This window comes from Mesorhizobium sp. A556, assembly GCF_054489545.1.
Genome location: NZ_JBTMXA010000016.1, coordinates 1 through 16,882 on the forward strand (window position 1 = coordinate 1; position 16,882 = coordinate 16,882).

Sequence of the window (16,882 nt, forward strand, 5' to 3'; positions counted from 1 at the left end):
ATTGCCATCAGCGACCTCTTCGGGTGCAATCCCGCGATGGATGCGTTCCATGTCTGCCGACAGCGCCCTGACGCGTTCCATCTCGAACGCAAACATCGGATCGGGCGTCTGGCTTTGGGTGAACAGCAGCATCTGCAAGGCTCCGTCGGTCCGTCCAAGGATCCGGTGCATTCGGATCCTTGTGATTCGCTGGAATCAGCAAAAGAGACATACGGCGTCATGCAATCGGCGTCCACACCGTCTATTGAGGCGTCCACGACGCCGTAAACAAATTTGTCTATGGATTGCCGACAGCGCCATCTGGAGTGCAGGGATGGCGACCGCTAGGATTGGACGATGGATGTCCCGAATGAACTCCTCCGGGCGGCTCGCGTCGCCCTCAATATCGGTCAGCGAGAACTCGCAAAGCTGTCCGGCGTGGGGCAGCGGACCATCCTGCGCATCGAGCGTAACGACGAGACGGTGACGCTGGAATCGCGCCGTCGCCTGCAGGATGCCTTCGAGAAGGTCGGCATAACATTCGTTCCCGATGACGGCGTGGCCGGTCCGGGCTTGCGGATGCGTAGAAATCTCATTCAGCAGGGCAATTTGAGGTTTTGAGACACGACAGAGCTCTTGCATCGCGCGGCCTGGCGGCGCCAATTAATTCCAGTGACGATATTGTGGGGTTGAACCATCCTGATGGGTTCGTACGCTCACTTTCGGTATGCTCCACTATCGACGAACTAAGTCATCGGCGGTTAGTGGCGAACAAATATCTCAGTCGTAAAACAACTCGCCAGTCTCCCCGAATGAGCTGGCTTCAGCCATTTTCTGAGAATCAACTCATTGGAAAATAGATTGAGTTGGCTGATTTCTGCTACGGAACCCGACCAAATCGTGCAGCGATTGTGCGAAAATGAACAGAAATTCTCTGTTATGCAAAATCGCCAACAGTACGAAGTGCACCTTGATTCACGTGATTTGTAACAGGCAGCGATCCGGTCTTTTATGTGGCAAAATTGAGGCTCAACACGAAATGTGGCGGGAAAGCCCACGAGAATTTCTTTAGAAACCAGAGACTTCGAGCATGTTCTAATTGCAGCTGCGTCAAATCAAATTGTGGCGCGCGTCAAAATTAATTTGGCAGGTCAGACATACGGAAATATTGGTGGGCCCGGAGGGACTCGAACCCCCAACCAAGCGGTTATGAGCCGCCGGCTCTAACCATTGAGCTACAGGCCCCACGCGGGCTGGATAGTGTTTTTCGCTTCGCCGCACAAGGCTTTAGCGTAGAACCTTCCACAGTCGCCTAAATCGGTCCACATTCGTTCCCTAGGGCATCGGACCGAAACGTGCTTACCGGTTTTTTGGAAGATCCGGTGCTCGAACAAAAAGATGGAGCGGCAACTCGGATTTATCCGAGCGTCGACGCTCCAGCCCGCCAATCCCACAGGCCTCGCAATATTTTTGGAGATTTCGATGACCAGACCCTGTTTGCCGCTCGCGCTTGCAGCCGCGATCGCATTTCCGGCGGCGGCCTTTGCGGCCGATTCGGCAAAAACGCCGCGCATTGTCGTGACCGGCGAAGGCGAAGCGACCGTCGCGCCCGATATCGCGCTATTGTCGCTTTCCGTCATGCGCGAGGCCAAGACCGCGCGCGCGGCGCTCGACGCCAACAACGACGCCATGGCGGCGGTGATCGCCGCGATGAAAGCCTTCAGCATCGCCGACCGCGATCTGCAAACCGCCGGCATCCAGATCAACCCGCGCTACAACTACACCAACAAGCCGGACGGCAGCCAGGACGCCGAACTTGTCGCCTATCAGGTGACGAACACGCTTTCCGTGCGCGTGCGCGACATCGACAAGACCGGCGATGTGCTCGACAAGGCGGTGTCGCTCGGCGTCAACCAGGGCGGCGGCATTGCCTTCACCAACGACAATCCGGCTGCAACGCTCACCGAAGCCCGCAAGAACGCGGTAGCCGACGCCATCGCCAAGGCAAAGACGCTGGCCGAGGCCGCCGGCGTGTCGGTCGGCCGGGTGCTGGAGATCACCGGCCAGGCAACCGCCCCCTCGCCCATGCCGCTACGCGCCAAGAGTTTCGATGCGGCCCGCGCATCCGTTCCCGTAGAGGCCGGCGAGAATGCCTACAATGTGCAGGTCAACGTCACCTTCGAACTGAAGTGAAGCCGTTGAAACCGGGCAGAAGTCCGGGAATTTGCACCTGACCAGAAAAACCCCGGAGGCCAGCCTCCGGGGTTTTCTTTTGGGTCGTTTATCCAAAAAGCGGTTGGCGGGTCTATCGATAGATGATCGGGCAGCCGCGCTCATTGCCGAACACCACGGTCACGCGGGATCCGTATTTAAGGCCGGCGACCTTGACGGTGCGGCGGCTTCTGTCAACGACGCGGGCGCGGCGCAAACCCATGCGCTCGGCCTTGTCCAGCGCGCGGTCGGCTGAGCAGGCACGGCGCCAGTGGCGGTTCCGCTCATCGTGCCTGTCGCGACGCACATGGCGGATGCCGTGGTCGCGACTTCCTTCATAAACGCCGACACGGGGGCCGCTGCCGCCGCCGAAACCAAGATAAATGCTATCCGCCTGGGCTACGGCCGGCATTGCCGCCAACGCGCCGAAGCCGACAAGCGCCGAAAGCGCCATGGTCCTGATCGTGTTCAACATCGTTCATCTCCTTTGCAGCCGGCCCGATTGCCGCCTTCATGCGATGACCGGACCATGCGCCCCCGCGCCTGAACCTTTCGCGAACCGGGCGTTCATTCGTCGTTCATGCGGCGGCGGCGATGAATTCCACACCGCCTATGGCTCTTCCTCCAGCATATGGTCGAAATAGTCGTCTGCATCGGCAAGATCGTCCTCGCTGGCGGTAACGCGGCCGATCATCGAGATACCGGCTTGATGCACCGTCTGCGCGTCGCCCGAAACCAGCCTGTGCCACCAGTAGAGGTCGCGCCCCTCCGCGACCAGGCGATAGGCGCAGGTGGCGGGCAGCCAGCTTATGGTGCGCACATTGGCGGGCGTCAGCCCGACGCAATCGGGCACCCGCGCCAACCGGTTCGCATAGTCAAAACAGCGACAGCTTTGCGCGTCGAAAAGGCGGCAGCCGACGCTGGTCCAGTAGATTTCGCCGGTATCCTCGTCCTCCAGCTTCGACAGGCAGCATTTGCCGCAGCCGTCGCAGAGCGACTCCCACTCGGCGGGGCTCATTTCCTCAAGTGTCTTGGTTTTCCAGAATGGCTCTTCCATAGACTGGGATGTGGCCCCGCATCGCCGCCAGGTCAAGCAAGTCCGCCGCCCTGACACACAGCTTGATCCAGGAAACACGATTTTGCCTTGAAATGGCCGGCCAATCGCCGCCTCGCTTGTCCACATCGCCAATAACGGGAACAAATGGCGTTCCCACCGGTTTGCCGAATGACGAACCAAAGGAGAGAGAACATGAAACGCCAACCAGGCATTCTGGCCGGCACGGCCCTCGGGCTGTTGATGGCATCCGCGCCGCTCGGCGCATTCCCGCTTCAAGACAGGCAGGCGCCGCAACACATCTCGACGCTTCCGCTCCTGCTTGCGCAGGACAACTGCAGAAAGAATGAAAGCGCGGAAGACTGCGCGGCAAGACAGGCCCAGTCACAAGAGCCGCAGGCGGCCCCCGAGCCAGAGGCACAGCCGGCCCCTGCCCCGGAACCCGAAGCGGCACCCGCTCCCGAGCCGGCACCAGAGGCCGCTCCTGCGCCCGAACCCGAGAAGAAGGCTGCGCCCGAGCCACAGCCGCAAGCCGAACCGGCTCCTGCCCCTGCCCCGGAAGTAGTCCCGGCACCAGCCGAGGAAGCCGCACCGCAGCCGCAAGCCAAGCCAGCGCCTGTTGAACAGGAACAGAAGCCGCAGAAGAAGAAGCGGGAAAAACAGGCCGAGCCAACCCCTGCACCAGAGCCCGCGCCAACACCAGAGGCGGCTCCGGAAGCCGAGGCTGCGCCCACGGAACAATCAACGCCGACCGAAGAAACCGCGCCAGCGCCGCAGGCCAAGCCTGCACCCGCCGACGAAGCGGCTCCTGAGACGACGCCGGAAAAGGCACCAGCTCCTGCTCCCGAAGCGACGAAGCCTGAGCAAAGCAAAAAGCCGGTGATCGACGAGCAGACGGCACCTGCCGAGGGCAAGCAACCGGTTCAGGGCGAAGCCCCGGCCGATCCCAACGCCGCGCCTATTCTCGACAGCCAGAAGGATGCCAGGCGTCCGCGCGATGGCGAGAAGGGCGGCAAGGGCGATCGGGAGAAGCCGGCGATCCAGAACGAACAGGCAGAGACGCCTGCACCTGCGGTCGATCAAGCGCCGCCGCCCGCCGACGACAAGGCGGCCCAGAAGGCCATTCAGCCCACGAAGATCGAGCCGGTGACGGAAGAAAAGGGCAAACGCCGCGAAAAAGCGCCCGATCGGCGAGACCGCGACCGTCGTGATGGCGTGGATGTCTTGAAGGAGATCGGCGATCGCGTCATCATCGAGCTTGGCGGCGAGGCCATGGTGGAGAGCAACGAGCGGCCGCGCATGACCCACGGCGCCAAGGACGTCTACTACGAAGACCTGCCGCGCGGACGCACCCGCGAGACGATCGAACGCGGCAATGGCGACCAGATCGTCACCATCCGTAACCGCCACGGCGATATTCTCCAGCGTTCGCGCATTACACCCGATGGCCGCGAATATGTGCTGAACTATGTCGACGAGAGCCACTATGGCGACGACCGCGAATGGCGCGATCCCGGCGACGACCTGCCGCCCATGCGCCTGACCATCCCGCGCAACCGCTACATCCTCGACTCCGAATCGGTGGACAGCCCCGATGATTACTACGAGTTCCTGGAACAGCCGCCGGTCGAGAAAGTGCAGCGCCTCTACTCGGTTCAGGAGGTCAAGCGCTCGGCGCGCGTGCGCGACATCGCCCGGCGCATCGATCTCGATACGCTGACCTTCGAGTTCGGCTCGGCTTCGATCCCCGACAGCGAAGTGCAAAAACTGGAGGGCGTGGCGACGGCCATGGAACGGCTGCTGGAAAAGAACCCGGCGGAAACCTTCCTCATCGAGGGCCACACCGACGCGGTCGGAACCGACAATGCCAATCTGGCGCTGTCGGACCGGCGCGCCGAGGCGGTGGCGGAGGCCTTGACCAACGCTTTCGGCATCCCGCCGGAAAACCTGGCGACGCAAGGCTATGGCGAGCGCTACCTGAAGGTGAGCACGGATGCGCCCGAGCGGCAGAACCGCCGCGTCGCCATCCGCCGCATCACTTCGCTGGTGGCCCCGGTCGCCAGCGCGCAATAGACGGGATCCGCGATTCGGTGGTCCTCATTGAATCGCGGAACCACCCACACCAAATTAGTTCGTGGGCGTTCCCTGCCCCGTCCCGCCTCCAGCGGGACAGAAGCCCCGCCGGTCCCCTCGCCGGCGGGGTTTTTTTCGACTCTTGTCGGCGCAATTACGAACGGAAAGCCGGATCCAGCTTTTCCGGCAATCGCTTCAGAACATGCTCTTCACCTTGGTGTCGGTTCGGGCAAAGACCTCGTCCGGCACGAAGAAATCTCCGACCAGCGGACCTTTCGCGCCGGGCGCATAGTGCGAGAAATCGGTGACGCCTTCGGCGCGCAAAACTTCCTCGTCGATGTAGAAATTGCCGGTCGCCTCGCGTGACGGACGCATCAGGATGGCATGTGCGGCATCGGCCATGATTTCGGGCGAGCGGCTCATGGCGGCGACCGAAGCGCCACCCAGCAGATTGCGCACCGCCGCCGTATCGATTGCCGTGATCGGCCAGAGCGAATTGACGGCGATGCCAACCGATGCGAACTCGGCGCTCATCCCCAGCGTGCACATCGACATGCCGAACTTGGCCATCGTATAGGCGACATGGTTCTTGAACCACTTTGCCTCCATGTCGAGCGGCGGCGCCAGATTCAAAATATGAGGATTCTTCCCCAACTTCAGGTGCGGAATACACATTTTGGAAACCAGGAAGGTGCCGCGCGTATTGATCTGGTGCATCAGATCGTAGCGCTTCATGTCGGTTTCCAGCGTCCCGGTAAGCTGGATGGCGCTGGCGTTGTTGATGCAAATGTCGATGCCGCCGAATTTCTCGACGGTTTTGGCAACCGCCTCGGCCACCTGCGCCTCGTCGCGAATGTCGCAAACCACCGGCAGCGCCTTGCCGCCCGCCTGCTCGATCTCGTGTGCCGCCGAATAGATCGTGCCGGGCAGTTTCGGGTTCGGTTCGGCGGTCTTGGCGGCAATGGTGACATTGGCGCCGTCGCGCGCCGCCCTCAGCGCAATCGACAGCCCGATGCCGCGCGACCCGCCGGAGATGAACAAGGTTTTACCTTTGAGCGACATCGACGCGATCCTTCCGTGGAAAGATGCCAATGTGGCCTTCGGCCCGCACCGCATGCAAGCGTTATTAGGCGCGAGGGAGGTTACGCTGCGTACCGCGCGGGGCGCGGCCGCCGGTCTCAGCCGAAAAGCCGGTCGCCCTGCTCGTCGACGATCTGCATACCCTTGCGGATGGACACGTCGACCGCGTCGTCAAGGCCGGCAAAACGGTCGGCACGAATGAACCGGTGTTCCTTCACCTCACCGTCGATCTCCTTCGAGACAGTGCCGGAAGTCTGGTACTGCCCGTCCGCCTTGAACGGCGTCGCGCTGATCGTAAAGCCCTTGTGCTCGACCTGCTTTGCCGGCGCGCCGGGGCCGGCAGCCGCCGGCTCGCTCGATCCGCCACCGAACAGACGTTTGAAAAAAGACATGGCCGACCTCCACACGCAAATATCCTGCCCGGCAATTTGCAAGGCACGATGATTTCCTAAAGGTCATTCGAGAAGCGGGCAAGGGTCACCGCGCATGGGCGGCAGCGGCGCAGAAAGCCCTCACGGCGTTTTCCGGCGATCTGGTTCATTCTCGGGATTGTACATATGGTGCCGGAGGTCCTGCTTCCAGCGCTTTTCGCCTATCATGCAATCATAAGGCTGCGTTGCCTTGGCCAAGATGATTTTTGGCACGCCGCCGGGATCGGGCAGCCTGTCATGCACCAGTTCGAGCAGAAGCTTGCGGCGTATCGCTTCCGGAAATTGCTTCCAGCCGTTGACCGATATGACGAAAGCGCCGGGTCCGCCCATGACGCATTCGGCAAAATAGCGGTCGAGTTCCGGCACGTCGTATATCTGCGGGGCAGCGCCCGACAGGATCGGCAGACCGTTGATGGTGATGCCCTGCCGCACGACGGCATCGCGCGTCGGAGCCATCGCCGGCCCTTCATTGTTCGCGCCGTCGCTGGAAACATCGATGATCCGCTTGATGCCCTTGAACGGGCTTTGCGCCAGCAGGTCCGCCCCGAAATGGAGCGCCCCTGAAATCGAAGTCCGGCGCGGTTGCCAGGCGGGCAGTTCGGATATCGTTTTCGCGACATGTTCCGCATCGGCCTGGCCGGCGACCAGCGTCCACGGCACGATGACCTTCTGATAGGTCACGCCGGCCCATTCGAAATAGGTTATCGCCACCTTGCCATGCATGCCGGAAGTGATGGCACGCACGACTTCAGGATCTGTCAGCGCAGCCGCATAGCCATCGCGCTGGATCTCCAGTTCCTCGACAGTCATCGAGACAGAAATGTCTACCGCCAGCACCAGTTCTACATCGACGGGTTCGCGAGACTGGGAAAAACTGTGTCCCGCGGGAAATAAAACGCCGAATACGAGAACGGGGGCAAGCCATCTGAGCATTCCCTAGTCTACACAAGGAAAGCATATAGGAAAGCCCCGGACGCAAAGCTGACTCGGGCCATGCACTGGGTGTCGCGCCCCAATAATCGGCCTCCGTTTTGACATGGGGTGTTTAGCGGGGCGCCTCGCATGCGCGCCCGATCAAAACCACCGGGCGGGCAATCTTTGCCCGCCCGGTGCCCGCATCAATCCCGCGGCGACAGTGCTTCGATCGCCTCGACCGCCTTTTTCAGGATGGCGATTGCCTCGGCCTGCTTTTCAGGCGGGGCATCGGCGATTTCGCCAAGGGCGGCGCGAAGCCGGTGGCGCACGGCGCGGAACTCGTCGCGGTTGCCGGAACGGTCGCCGCCACGCGGGCCGCGCTCCTCGCCGTCGTCGTTCCAGCCGAACCATTCGCGCGCCTTGGCCATCTTGCGGCCGAACCGCTCGATCTGCTCCAGCACGCGCTCCACCAGGTCGCGGTTCTCGGCAAGGTGTTTTTGCCCATCTTCGGTGATGGAGAAGACCTTCTTCGCACCCTCGGGAGCCGAGGCAGCGTAACCGGCCTCTTCGAGAAAGGTCAGCGTCGGATAGACCACGCCGGGGCTTGGGACGTAAAAGCCGCTGGATTTCTCCTCCAGCGCCTTGATGATGTCGTAGCCATGGCGCGGCGTTTCCGCGAGCAGCGCCAACGTGATCAGCTTGAGGTCGCCGTCGGCCAGCATCTTGCCGGCGCGGAACATGTCGCCCGGCCCGCCCCTGCCGCCGCGTCCGCCGCCAAAGCCGCCGAAACCACCACCGCCGCCACGCCCGCCGAACCGGCCGGCCATATGAAGGAAGGAGCGCTCGCCGCGTCCTTCGCAATGATTGTGTCCGTGCATTGATAACTCCTCGAGTAATGTCTTACGATATATCTTAAGTAGGCGCACGCCGTTATCGAGTCAAGATATATCTTACGATGCATCGCATGGCCGACCAATCGCAGATAAACGGAATGCCCGCCGGTGCCACCGGAGATGCCATCCAGATTGCGGCGGCGCGCTAAAATCATTTTGCCAACGCACCGCCTGGGTTTGTACGATCAGCCGAGCGAGGCGATCACCTCGCGATAGGCATTTTCGGGAAATGCCTTGAGCGTTCGCGAGCGTATGTTTCCCGCAGTGCCGAGTTGCAGCGCAAAGCGCGCAGCCACAGCATCGTCGGGCGCCTCGCAGACCGCCACCATGTCGTATTCGCCCATGGTGAGATAGAATTCCCTGAACGAGCCGCCCATATCGGCCAATTGTTTCCTGGCCGCGTCCAGCCGCTTGGGTGAGTCACGCACTGCCTTCACACCTTGATCGGTCCAGTTCAGAAGCATGATGTAGGTGGTCACGGTTCACCTCCCTCCGATGCCGCCATGCGATGCCGACCGCACGCATCCAGCGCCGGAAAAACAGCCCTCCACCCGTGAGATTATGAACCTGGGCAAGCCTCGGCGCCAGAGCTGCCGGGTGCCGCGCCATCCTCCATTTGGTGAACCTTCCGCCCTCGCCGCACGGCGGCTCAGGAAACAAAAAAAGCCCGGTCTGAGCCGGGCTTTTTTTTCGATTGAACGGTCGATCAGCTGTCGAGGAACGACCGCAGCTTGCGCGAGCGGCTCGGATGCTTGAGCTTGCGCAGCGCCTTGGCCTCGATCTGGCGGATACGCTCGCGCGTCACCGAAAACTGCTGGCCGACTTCTTCGAGCGTATGGTCGGTGTTCATGCCGATGCCGAAACGCATGCGCAGCACGCGCTCCTCGCGCGGGGTGAGCGAAGCCAGAACGCGCGTGGTGGTCTCGCGCAGATTGGCCTGGATCGCCGCGTCGATCGGCAGGATCGCCATCTTGTCCTCGATGAAGTCGCCGAGATGCGAATCCTCCTCGTCGCCGACCGGCGTTTCGAGCGAAATCGGCTCCTTGGCGATCTTGAGAACCTTGCGCACTTTTTCGAGCGGCATGGCTAGTTTTTCCGCCAGTTCCTCCGGCGTCGGCTCGCGGCCGATCTCGTGCAGCATCTGGCGCGAAGTCCGGACGATCTTGTTGATCGTCTCGATCATGTGCACCGGAATGCGGATGGTACGCGCCTGGTCGGCGATCGAACGGGTGATCGCCTGACGGATCCACCACGTAGCATAGGTGGAGAACTTGTAGCCGCGCCGGTACTCGAACTTGTCCACCGCCTTCATCAGGCCGATATTGCCTTCCTGGATCAGGTCGAGGAACTGCAGGCCGCGGTTGGTGTACTTTTTGGCAATGGAAATCACGAGACGCAGATTGGCCTCGACCATTTCCTTCTTGGCGATGGCCGCTTCGCGCTCGCCCTTTTGCACCTGATTGACGATCTTGCGGAATTCGAGGATCGAAATCGCCGTCTCGGTGGCGAGATTCTGGATTTCGGCGCGCAATTCCTTGATCGCCTCGCGCTCGTTCTTGGTGAATTCCTTCCAGCCGCGCGAGGTCAGATTGCCGATCGAGCGCGTCCAGTTGGGATCAAGCTCGGAACCGGCATACTCCTTGAGGAATTCGTCGCGGCGCACGCCGTAGCTTTCGGCCAGCCGCAACAGCTTGCCTTCGTTCTGCACCAGCCGCTTGTTGATGTCGTAAAGCTGCTCGACCAGCGCTTCGATACGCGCATTGTTGAGCGACAGCGACTTCACCGCCGTGATCAACTGGTCTTTCAGTTCCTTCAGCCGCCGGTCCTGGCTGGGCGAAAGGGTGCCCGCCGCCGCCAGACGGTTCTCGACCTGCTGGTCCTGCAGCTTGCGCAGCTTCTTGTAGGTGTCGGCGATGACGTCGAGCAACTCCATCACCTGCGGACGCAGTTCGGCTTCCATCGCCGCCAGCGACAGGCTGGCCTCGTCCTCGTCTTCTTCGTCGTCGTCGCCGATGCCGCGCGTATCGACGGTGACGTTGGTGACGTCTTCCTCGTCAGCGCGCGAACGGCGCGACTTGTCGTCAACCTTGGGCTCTTCGACCCGCTCGACCACCGGCGCCTGCTTGGCTTCCGGTCCGGCATAGGTCGCTTCGAGATCGATGATCTCGCGCAGCAGGATTTTCGATTCGTTGAGTTCGTCGCGCCAGATGATGATGGCCTGGAAGGTCAGCGGGCTTTCGCAAAGCCCTGCGATCATCGTCTCGCGGCCGGCCTCGATGCGCTTGGCGATGGCGATTTCGCCCTCGCGCGACAACAGCTCGACCGAACCCATCTCGCGCAGATACATGCGCACCGGATCGTCGGTGCGGTCGGTCGGCTCTTTCTTGACGGGGGCCGCGACGACGGCCGTACCGGTCCGCTCGGCCAGTTCGTTGGCGTCTTCCTCGGCGTCGGCGTTCGTCTCGCTGGCCTCGGCTTCCTCGTTCTGCTCGTCGTCCTCGACCACATTGATGCCCATGTCGGACAACATCGCCATCGTGTCCTCGATCTGCTCGGAAGTAACTTCCTCCGAAGGCAGCACCGCGTTCAGCTCGTCCATGGTCACATAGCCGCGCTTCTTCGCGACCTTGATCATCTTCTTGACAGCATCGTCGGATAGGTCGAGCAGGGGGCCGTCGGTCGTGCCCTCGCGTTCGGTCTCGACCTCTTCCTTTTCCTTCGTCGCCATTCTTTTTCTTCTCCAAACGGCTGTCCTGGCAAGCCAGGAAACCTATCGAACCAAGTCTGCACCGAGCGCCCGCCGAGCGGTCGCGCTCACTAGCCCTGCTACGGCATATCTCGTTAAGCCCAGATCAACCCTGATATCTGTGGCGGGTTTGTTATCCGTCCAGTGATCGGTACCTGCATCTGCGTATTTCGTTGACGCTTGGCCAGACGAACATTTCGAATCGTTCTGATTCCGTCATTCCTTCGGAAGGTCAAGCGCCTGTCGCATGATTCGCGTTAAAAAAGCGAATCAATTGCCGACTTTGTCCTTTCCCGCGTCAAACCCGCCCGGTACGCCCCGACGTAACGCCGAAACCCTCGATCAGGGCCTCGGTTGCCTGCACATCACGAAATTGCGCCTGTATCTCGATGAGATGCCGGTAATTTTCGTCGGTGGGGTCGGTGGCGAGCGCGCTCTCGGCCTGTTTCAGCTCCTTATGTAAGGTGCGCGCGCTGCGGTGCAAGTGGAGCGCCTGGCTGAAGGCGTCGCGCGCATCGTCGAGGCTTGCGGCCTCCAGCGCCGGCCACTGCCGCGTCCTTTTGATCAGCCCGACGGCGCGCTCCCATATGGCGCGGCAGCCGGCCCGCTCGATCGTGGCGATCACCGCGTCGCGGTCATTGGCCATATCGTGCGCCATGGCATCCAGCAGCGTGGCATGCAGCCGCCGAAGATCGGCATTGGCGAGGTCGAGAAACTCGACATGGGCGAAATTCTCGTCGATCAGCGCTGGATGGTTGACCAGTGCCACGATGATCGTCGCCTCGCGCACCGACATCAGTTCGCCCGAGCGCTTGACCATAGCCGACCGGCCAAGGCTTTCGGTGATGGCTGCGCGGCCACCGGCCTGCCCGCCGCGCGCGAATTGGCCGCCTCCGAATTGGCCACCCCCAAATTGGCCACCTTGAGCTGGCCCGCCCTTGCCGCCGCCCCTGTTGCCAAAGAATTCACCGGGCCGCTGCTGGCGATTGCCGCGCTGCGTGCCGAAGAAGCTTTGGACACGCTCGCGCATGTCTTGATTAAAGTGGAAGCGCACGCTCTCGTCGCGGATGCGGGCGGTCAGTTCGCGCAGCCGCTTTTCCAGTTCCGCCCGCCGCTCCGGCGTATCGAAAACGCCGCCCGCCGTTTCGCGCATCCATAACAGTTCGGCCATGGGCCGCGCCTCGGCAAGCACCGCGCGAAAGGCGTCCGGGCCGTCGGCCTTGACCAGATCGTCCGGGTCCTTGCCCTCCGGCAGCAGCGCGAAGCGCACCGTACGTCCGGGCTGGATCGCCGGCAGCACCATGTCGGCGGCGCGCCATGCCGCCTTCAAGCCGGCCTGGTCGCCATCGAAGCACAGCACCGGCTCGCCCGACATGCGCCACAGGAGTTCAAGCTGGTTTTCGGTCAGTGCGGTGCCGAGCGGCGCCACCGCATTGTCGAAACCGGCCTGCGCCAGCGCGATGACGTCCATGTAGCCTTCGACGGCGATGACCGCACCGCCCTTGGCCAGCGCCTTGCGGGCGCGCACGAAATTATAGAGCACATTGCCCTTGTGGAAGAGTTCCGTCTCCGGCGAGTTCAGATATTTCGCCGAAACCTCCGGCGACAGCGCCCTGCCCCCAAAAGCGATGATCTTTCCGCGCGAATCCGGGATCGGGAACATCACCCGGTCGCGAAAACGATCGTAGGAAACCGGAATGTCGTCGCCGAACACCACCAGCCCGCAGGCCTCGATGTCGTCCTTGCCGACGCCCTTGCCGGCCAAAAACTCCTTCAGCGCATTGCGGCTGTCCGGCGAATAGCCGAGCCGGAACGCGGCCTGCGTCGCTGGCGAAAGCCCGCGCTCGCGCAAATAGGCGCGCGCTTTCGCGCCGTCCGCCGAGTGCAGCCGCTCCTCGAAGAAGCTCGTCGCCATTTCCATCACATCGGTCAGGCTGGCGCGCTGCTTTTCGCGCACTTCGTCCTGCTCGTCGCGCGCCGGCAGCGCGACACCGGCCATTTCGGCGATCCGCTCGACGGCCTCGGGGAAATTCAAGCCGTCGAGTTCGGTCAGGAATTTGAAATGATCGCCCGAAACCCCGCAGCCGAAACAGTGATAGCGGCCCTTCTTGTCCTCACAGTGAAAGGACGGCGATTTTTCGCCGTGGAACGGACAGCACGCCCAATAATCGCCGCGCGGGGCGTTGGTCTTTTTCCGGTCCCACGAAACGCGTGCGCCAATGACCGAGGAAATCGGTACACGGTCGCGTATCTCATCAAGGAAGGCAGGCGGAAAGCGCATGGGACACTCTTTTCCTCCCATATAGTCGTCCTCGCCGAACAAGACGACTCCCGATCCGGCCCATACCCGGTATCCACAGGGTCGAATCCAAAAAGGCGGCCCTTGCGAGCCGCCTTCCCATCTAAAAGTGCACCAGGCCTTAGCGGCCGGCGATCATCGCGCCGATCAGGCCGGATGCGATGCCGACCAGCAGATAGTCGTTCCCGACCCGGATCCACTCCTGGCCGTGGCCCGGACGCTTCAGGCCGCGACGGCTATAGTCGCGGACCGGCTGATGGCGGCGCCAGTCGGAATAACGCTGGCCGCGCTTCCAATTTGAACGACGCTCCACGACGACCTTCTTCTTGACGACCTTGCGCTTGTCGACATGCCGGCGGTTGTCATCGCGGCGATTGTCGGAACGTCGCTCGTCCTGGCGCGAAGGTTTCTTCCAGTCGATCTGGACAACACCGGTATTTGCCGAGACTGCCGGCACCATCACCGGCGCGGCCTGAGCCTGGACCATGGGAGCGGCGAGGAAAGAAGCGGCGACTACAGCCATAACAAGACGTTTCATTGCGGAACTCCTTCGTTGTTGATGGCCCATGAAGTAGCGCCCGAACGATGAACCGAAGCTGAACGGCAACATTACGTTTTTGTAATGGTTTCAAATAGTTATGGCAGCTAATATAGAGTTTACTCCATGCCACCGGCTGCCGCCCTTACCACCTGGCCTGATTTCCAGTGGTTTAGGCCCGCCAGGCCCGGCGGGATACGATGCTTTTTGATCGCTTTTCCTGTTGCGGCCACCCGCGTCCGGCGTCGCCGCCGACACAACGGACGTGGAATGGATGGTTGGAATTTATGCAATCATTACCTAGACTTATGAGAAACCCGCTACACTTGCACGATCCATGGAAAATCTGTATCTGCACCGGCAGACCTGCATTTTTCTGCACGAGGAAAAATTATCCGGCTAATATGGTTTCGATTCGAGGAATGAACGTGTTCGGCAATTTCCACAACGCTCAGCATCAGGCCGCGCACGCGCCACGCCCATGTCGCGCTGCCGCCTTATGTGTCGGGGTGGCGGCATGAGCGGGTCGGTCGTCCTCGTCCATCTCGCCGGCGCGGTAGCGCTGATGCTGTTTGCCACCCGCATGGTGAAAACCGGCGTCGAGCGCGCTTATGGCGACGTCCTGCGCCACCGCCTGCGCGACACCATGCGCAACCCGTTCATGGCGGTGCTGGCCGGCACGGGGCTGGCGATCGCGCTGCAAAGCTCCACCGCCGTCACGCTTCTCGTCGGCTCCTTCGCCGGCTCCGGCATCGTTTCGGGGGCGGCCGGCCAGCTGGCCGTGCGCGGCGCCGAAATCGGCTCGGCGCTGGTCACCAAGCTGCTCACCTTCGACCTGACGCTGCTGGTCCCCGTCTGCCTCGTCACCGGCACGGTCATGTTCATGGCCACCGAGCGGCGCGACTGGCGTCAGATCGGCCGCATCCTGGTCGGCATCGGCCTCCTGGTGCTGTCGCTGCAGATGATCGGCCAGGCCTCCGAGCCGTTGCGCGACAGCGAGATGCTGCCGGTCATCATCACCTATTTCTCAAGCGATCCGATCACCGCCTTCCTGCTTGCCGCCGGCGTCACCTGGCTGTTCCAGTCGAGCATCGCAGCGATCCTGTTGATGGCCGCCCTTGCCGGGCGTGGCTTCATTCCGCCGGAACTCGGTATCGTGCTGGTACTGGGCGTCAATCTCGGCTCCTCGATCATCGCGCCCATGCTGACCCGCAGCGCCGACGCCAGCGTGCGCGTCGTGCCGGTCGGCAACCTCCTGATGCGCGGCGTCGGCTCGGTCATCATCCTGATCCTGTTCATGACCTTCAAGCCGCCGGTCGGCTTCCTTGGCGCGACCGAGCCCGACCAGATCGTCAACGCCCACATTCTCTTCAACGTCATCATCCTGATGGCCGGCCTGCCGCTGGCAGGCGTGGTTTATCGCGCTTCGGAGTGGATCGTGAAGCTGGGCGCGAAGCCCGAACCGGTCGACGCCTTCGCCGCGACCGAGCTTTCCGCGCTGAACGACGCCGCCCTCGACACGCCAAGCCAGGCGCTGGCCAACGCCACGCGCGAAGTGGTGCGGGTGTGCGAGACGGTCGAGATCATGCTGAAACGCATCATCGAGCTTTACGAAAGCGCCGACGACGACAAGATCAAGGCGCTGGCCTCCCTCGACGACCGCGTCGACAAGAAGCACGCCGCCATCAAGATCTACCTCGCCAAGGTTACCCGCAACGTCATGACCGAGGACGAGGCGCTGCGTTGCCAGGAACTTATCGGCGCCTGCGTCAAGCTCGAGCAGGTCGGCGACATCATCGTGCGCAACATGCTGGTGCACGTCCAGAAGAAGCTGGACAAAGGCCTCGAATTCACGCCCGAAGGCTGGCGCGAATTGTCCAGCTTCCATGCTTCGGTGCTGGCCAATGCACGCATGGCGTTTAACGTCCTGGTGTCACGCGACCCGGAAACCGCTCGGCAACTCGTGCTGGAAAAGGATCGCCTGCGCGACACCGAGAAGGAAACCAGCCAGAGCCATTTCCTGCGCCTGCGCGACGGCACGGCGAAGTCGATCGAGACAAGCTCGATCCACCTCGACACCATCCGCGACCTCAAGCAGATCAATTCGCTGCTCGCCTCGATGGCCTATCCCGTGCTGGAGGAACAGGGCCTGCTGCGCGGCTCGCGCCTGAAGGCAAGCTGAAACGAGACATGGGAGCCTCTGCCCCGGCAATCACCCCCGAACTTGACGTCAGTGACCTCGACCGTTCCGTCGAAGCCTATACCAAGGTGCTCGGCTTTCGGGTGCTCCACCTTCGGCCGGAGGAGCGGTTTGCCTATCTCATTCGAGAGGCCGCCCATATCATGCTCGAAGAACTGTCGGGACCCGGAAGGCGCTTTCATTCCGTGCCAATGGAGTTCCCGTTTGGCCGGGGCATGAACCTCCAGATCGAGGTATCGGACGTAAGCAGCCTGTATTCGAACGTACAGAAATCTGATCTGGTTGTTCATATCCCCTTGGAAGAGCGCTGGTATCGACAGGGAAATATAGAGACGGGCAACCGTCAATTCGTCGTCGCCGATCCAGACGGATACCTGTTGCGGTTTTTCAGCGATGTCGGCGAGCGGCCGGTGGGCTAACCCAGCGACACCATCCGCGACCTGAAGAGTTGCGCGGAGCCGCC

15 protein-coding genes and 1 tRNA gene are annotated in these 16,882 nt (G+C 61.9%); 5 read left to right on the plus strand and 11 right to left on the minus strand.

Annotated features, from left to right (window positions below; all coding sequences use genetic code 11):
• The first annotated feature begins 336 nt into the window (after window positions 1-336).
• A complete protein-coding gene (locus ACX3P0_RS21965) occupies window positions 337-600 on the plus strand; it encodes a helix-turn-helix domain-containing protein (RefSeq protein WP_459091913.1) in 264 nt (87 codons plus the stop codon).
• Between the two features lie 548 nt (window positions 601-1,148).
• On the opposite strand, the gene ACX3P0_RS21970 is transcribed toward ACX3P0_RS21965, so the two are convergent.
• Window positions 1,149-1,224: transfer RNA gene (locus ACX3P0_RS21970), tRNA-Ile, on the minus strand.
• A 237-nt stretch (window positions 1,225-1,461) separates the two neighbouring features.
• Between ACX3P0_RS21970 and ACX3P0_RS21975 the strand changes: the two genes are divergently transcribed.
• On the plus strand, window positions 1,462-2,172 hold the full coding sequence (locus ACX3P0_RS21975) for an SIMPL domain-containing protein (RefSeq protein ID WP_459091915.1): 711 nt from the start codon (window positions 1,462-1,464) through the stop codon (window positions 2,170-2,172).
• Window positions 2,173-2,284: 112 nt separating this feature from the next.
• Here the strand turns inward: ACX3P0_RS21975 and ACX3P0_RS21980 are convergent, their stop codons facing one another.
• Together ACX3P0_RS21980 and ACX3P0_RS21985 are read right to left on the minus strand one after the other, a co-directional pair.
• Window positions 2,285-2,665: a hypothetical protein gene (locus tag ACX3P0_RS21980; RefSeq protein WP_459091917.1), complete on the minus strand. Its 381-nt coding sequence runs from the start codon at window positions 2,663-2,665 to the stop codon at window positions 2,285-2,287.
• A gap of 135 nt (window positions 2,666-2,800) precedes the next feature.
• The gene (locus tag ACX3P0_RS21985) at window positions 2,801-3,208 is read right to left on the minus strand and encodes a YcgN family cysteine cluster protein (RefSeq protein ID WP_459078209.1); all 408 of its coding nucleotides are present in this window, start codon (window positions 3,206-3,208) and stop codon (window positions 2,801-2,803) included.
• Window positions 3,209-3,439: 231 nt separating this feature from the next.
• On the opposite strand from ACX3P0_RS21985, the gene ACX3P0_RS21990 reads away from it, so the two are divergent.
• Window positions 3,440-5,317 carry an OmpA family protein gene (locus tag ACX3P0_RS21990; protein WP_459091919.1) on the plus strand — a complete coding sequence of 626 codons (1,878 nt, stop codon included), beginning with the start codon at window positions 3,440-3,442 and terminating at the stop codon, window positions 5,315-5,317.
• 195 nt (window positions 5,318-5,512) lie between these two features.
• Here the strand turns inward: ACX3P0_RS21990 and ACX3P0_RS21995 are convergent, their stop codons facing one another.
• The 8 genes from ACX3P0_RS21995 to ACX3P0_RS22030 all read right to left on the minus strand — a co-directional run bounded on the left by ACX3P0_RS21995 (window position 5,513) and on the right by ACX3P0_RS22030 (window position 14,219).
• Window positions 5,513-6,379, minus strand: coding sequence for an SDR family oxidoreductase (locus ACX3P0_RS21995; RefSeq protein ID WP_459091921.1), 867 nt, complete (start codon window positions 6,377-6,379; stop codon window positions 5,513-5,515).
• 116 nt (window positions 6,380-6,495) lie between these two features.
• Window positions 6,496-6,789, minus strand: a complete 294-nt coding sequence (locus tag ACX3P0_RS22000) for an HlyU family transcriptional regulator (RefSeq protein ID WP_459078206.1) — start codon at window positions 6,787-6,789, stop codon at window positions 6,496-6,498.
• Between the two features lie 120 nt (window positions 6,790-6,909).
• Window positions 6,910-7,761 (minus strand): DUF1194 domain-containing protein, encoded by an 852-nt coding sequence (locus ACX3P0_RS22005; protein ID WP_459091923.1) that lies wholly within the window; start codon window positions 7,759-7,761, stop codon window positions 6,910-6,912.
• A 185-nt stretch (window positions 7,762-7,946) separates the two neighbouring features.
• Window positions 7,947-8,621 carry a PadR family transcriptional regulator gene (locus tag ACX3P0_RS22010; protein WP_459078204.1) on the minus strand — a complete coding sequence of 225 codons (675 nt, stop codon included), beginning with the start codon at window positions 8,619-8,621 and terminating at the stop codon, window positions 7,947-7,949.
• Between the two features lie 200 nt (window positions 8,622-8,821).
• Window positions 8,822-9,115 carry a GYD domain-containing protein gene (locus tag ACX3P0_RS22015; RefSeq protein ID WP_459078203.1) on the minus strand — a complete coding sequence of 98 codons (294 nt, stop codon included), beginning with the start codon at window positions 9,113-9,115 and terminating at the stop codon, window positions 8,822-8,824.
• A 227-nt stretch (window positions 9,116-9,342) separates the two neighbouring features.
• Window positions 9,343-11,364, minus strand: coding sequence for an RNA polymerase sigma factor RpoD (rpoD, locus tag ACX3P0_RS22020; protein WP_459078202.1), 2,022 nt, complete (start codon window positions 11,362-11,364; stop codon window positions 9,343-9,345).
• A gap of 316 nt (window positions 11,365-11,680) precedes the next feature.
• A complete protein-coding gene (gene dnaG / locus ACX3P0_RS22025) occupies window positions 11,681-13,663 on the minus strand; it encodes a DNA primase (RefSeq protein WP_459091925.1) in 1,983 nt (660 codons plus the stop codon).
• A gap of 139 nt (window positions 13,664-13,802) precedes the next feature.
• Window positions 13,803-14,219, minus strand: coding sequence for an RcnB family protein (locus ACX3P0_RS22030; RefSeq protein ID WP_459091927.1), 417 nt, complete (start codon window positions 14,217-14,219; stop codon window positions 13,803-13,805).
• Between the two features lie 517 nt (window positions 14,220-14,736).
• Here ACX3P0_RS22030 and ACX3P0_RS22035 point away from each other — a divergent pair.
• Both ACX3P0_RS22035 and ACX3P0_RS22040 read left to right on the plus strand, forming a co-directional pair.
• Window positions 14,737-16,401, plus strand: coding sequence for a Na/Pi cotransporter family protein (locus ACX3P0_RS22035; protein WP_459078199.1), 1,665 nt, complete (start codon window positions 14,737-14,739; stop codon window positions 16,399-16,401).
• An 8-nt stretch (window positions 16,402-16,409) separates the two neighbouring features.
• Window positions 16,410-16,838, plus strand: a complete 429-nt coding sequence (locus ACX3P0_RS22040; RefSeq protein ID WP_459091929.1) for a bleomycin resistance protein — start codon at window positions 16,410-16,412, stop codon at window positions 16,836-16,838.
• Window positions 16,839-16,882 lie beyond the last annotated feature (44 nt).